Genomic DNA, 2,465 nt, shown 5'->3' with positions numbered 1-2,465 from the left:
TCAAAAACAGTCTTAAAAATGCAAGCATTTTATACCTGTTTTTTGAAATTTTGCTTGGCTCTGAACAGTTACAAATTTTTGTAAACAGAATGCAGTTTTATATACAACAAAAACACACTGTCTGATGGGATCATCCCCCACCTGACAGTGTGTTTCATAAGATTCAAAATATTCTGTTATGCATCTGTCTTTAATGCCTTTTTCAGCCGGCTTCGCTTGTAAATCATAACGATCAATGCAAAAACAGACAGACAGGCTGACAACACCTGTGACACAGGCAAACCTATATATGGAAGCAAAAGCTGATCTGTTCGGAATTGTTCAATAATAAATCGCCCGATACCATATCCAAACAAGTACATCATGAAAAGTTCCCCATTAAACTTCTTGTGTTTCCTGTAAAGCAGGATGATCACCAAAACCCCCAGATTCCAGAGAGACTCGTACAAAAATGTCGGCTGAACCTGAATGTACTGAACACCATCAACGGTAACTGCCTTGTCTAAAAGATCCTGGGTCGTATAAGCAGCCTCATCCATTCTGATCTGCATGGCCAGCAGACCGTCAGAATAACCACCGAAAGCTTCTCTGTTAAAGAAATTGCCCCATCTGCCGATGATCTGCCCGATCAGTAATCCCGGCACAACCGTATCTGCCATCAGAAGCAGACTGGCCTTCCTGATCTTCGAGAAAATAATCATGCAGATGAATCCGCCGATAATGCCACCATATATAGCCAGGCCGCCCTGCCGCAGATTAAAGATCTCCAAAGGATGCTGACTGTAATAGGACCACTCAAAAGCCACATAATAAATTCTGCATCCGACAATCGCTGATATAATCGCACACAAAGCAAAATCATAATACATCTCCGGATTCTGCCCTGTCCGTTTGGCTTCATGCACAGCCATTGCAATACCGCACAGCATGCCGACGCCAATAATAATGCCATAATAGGCAATATCAAAACCAAATATAGAGATACTCTTTCCCAGATGTTCAATCACAATCCCCAAATGCGGGAACCGGATACTTGCTCCTGTCATCAATGTTCCTCCTTCTGTAATTATTCTGTTCCGATCCGGACACTTCCAAACAATTACATAAATTCTATTTTTCCATTGTAAACTGCTTTATTGCAAAAATCAAGTCATAAAATAGCTGTTCTTTTTACGGGAACTGTGCTAAAATAATACGGAAAACTGCATTGAAAGTGAGGAAATAGATATGAAATTAGGTATTGTTGGTCTGCCAAATGTCGGAAAGAGTACATTATTTAACTCTCTGACAAAAGCCGGCGCATTATCTGCCAACTATCCGTTTGCAACTATCGACCCAAACGTAGGTATTGTTGCTGTTCCGGATGAAAGAATTGTGAAACTCGGTGAATTGTATCACACAAAGAAGGTAACACCTGCCACTATCGAATTTGTGGACATTGCAGGCCTTGTAAAAGGTGCCAGCAAAGGTGAAGGTCTGGGCAATCAGTTCCTTGCCAATATCCGTGAAGTAGATGCTATCGTCCATGTTGTCCGCTGTTTCGAAGATGACAACATTATTCATGTTGACGGTTCTGTTGATCCTGTCAGAGATATTGAGACGATTAACCTGGAACTGATTTTCTCTGATATCGAGATTCTTGAACGCAGAATTGCCAAGATTGCTAAACAGGCAAAGATGGATAAGGCTTATGCCAAAGAGCTTGAACTGGCTCAGGCTGTCAAGGCGCATCTTGAAGACGGCAAGATGGCAAGAACATTTGAAGTATCTGACGATGAGGACGAACAGATCTGGTTTAAGAATTACAACCTGTTGACTGCAAAGCCAACTATCTATGCTGCCAACGTAGCTGAAGATGATCTGGCTGATGACGGCGCATCCAATCCACATGTTGCCAAGGTAAGAGAAATGGCTAAGGAAGAAGGCGCTGAAGTTTTTGTTATCTGTGCTCAGATCGAACAGGAATTAGCTGACCTTGATGACGATGAGAAGAAGGAATACCTGGAAGACCTGGGTGTTTCCTCCAGCGGTCTTGACAAACTGGTGGCAGCAAGCTACAGTCTGCTTGGTCTGATCAGTTTCCTTACTGCCGGCGAAGATGAGTGCCGTGCATGGACGATCAAGAAAGGTACAAAAGCCCCACAGGCTGCCGGCAAGATCCATACAGACTTTGAACGTGGTTTCATCAAAGCCGAAGTTGTCAACTATCAGGATCTTCTTGATAACGGAAGTCTCTCTGCTGCCAAGGAAAAAGGCATTGTTGGTATGGAAGGCAAGGAATATGTTGTCAAAGACGGCGACGTGATTCTGTTCCGCTTTAACGTTTAAATCATAAATAAGACTGCCGCATGACGGAATAATGCAGTGCGGCTTCTGAAACAATATATGGATTCAAAAAGAGTTATTCAACACAGGCACACTCTCGTTGCCAACGTCTGGCAGCGGTACATAAGGCAGTACAATAC

At 42.9% G+C, this 2,465-nt stretch carries 2 protein-coding genes; one reads left to right on the top strand and one right to left on the bottom strand.

From position 1 onward, the window contains the following. Window positions 1-176: 176 nt before the first annotated feature. A complete protein-coding gene (gene lgt, locus WMO25_RS17135) occupies window positions 177-1,046 on the bottom strand; it encodes a prolipoprotein diacylglyceryl transferase (RefSeq protein ID WP_349086377.1) in 870 nt (289 codons plus the stop codon). Window positions 1,047-1,227: 181 nt separating this feature from the next. Here lgt and ychF point away from each other — a divergent pair, with 181 nt between their 5' ends. After that, a complete protein-coding gene (gene ychF, locus WMO25_RS17130) occupies window positions 1,228-2,328 on the top strand; it encodes a redox-regulated ATPase YchF (protein WP_349086376.1) in 1,101 nt (366 codons plus the stop codon). Window positions 2,329-2,465: the final 137 nt, after the last annotated feature.

Origin of the sequence: Coprococcus intestinihominis (assembly GCF_040096555.1) — a bacterium.
GTDB lineage: Bacteria > Bacillota > Clostridia > Lachnospirales > Lachnospiraceae > Coprococcus_A > Coprococcus_A intestinihominis.
This window is presented reverse-complemented; position numbering and strand designations above follow the sequence as displayed.

Excerpts from the sequence above, each read along its gene's own strand:
- lgt (WP_349086377.1), bottom strand. The coding sequence starts at position 1,046 with ATGACAGGAGCAAGTATCCGGTTCCCGCATTTGGGGATTGTGATTGAA.
- ychF (WP_349086376.1), top strand. The coding sequence starts at position 1,228 with ATGAAATTAGGTATTGTTGGTCTGCCAAATGTCGGAAAGAGTACATTA.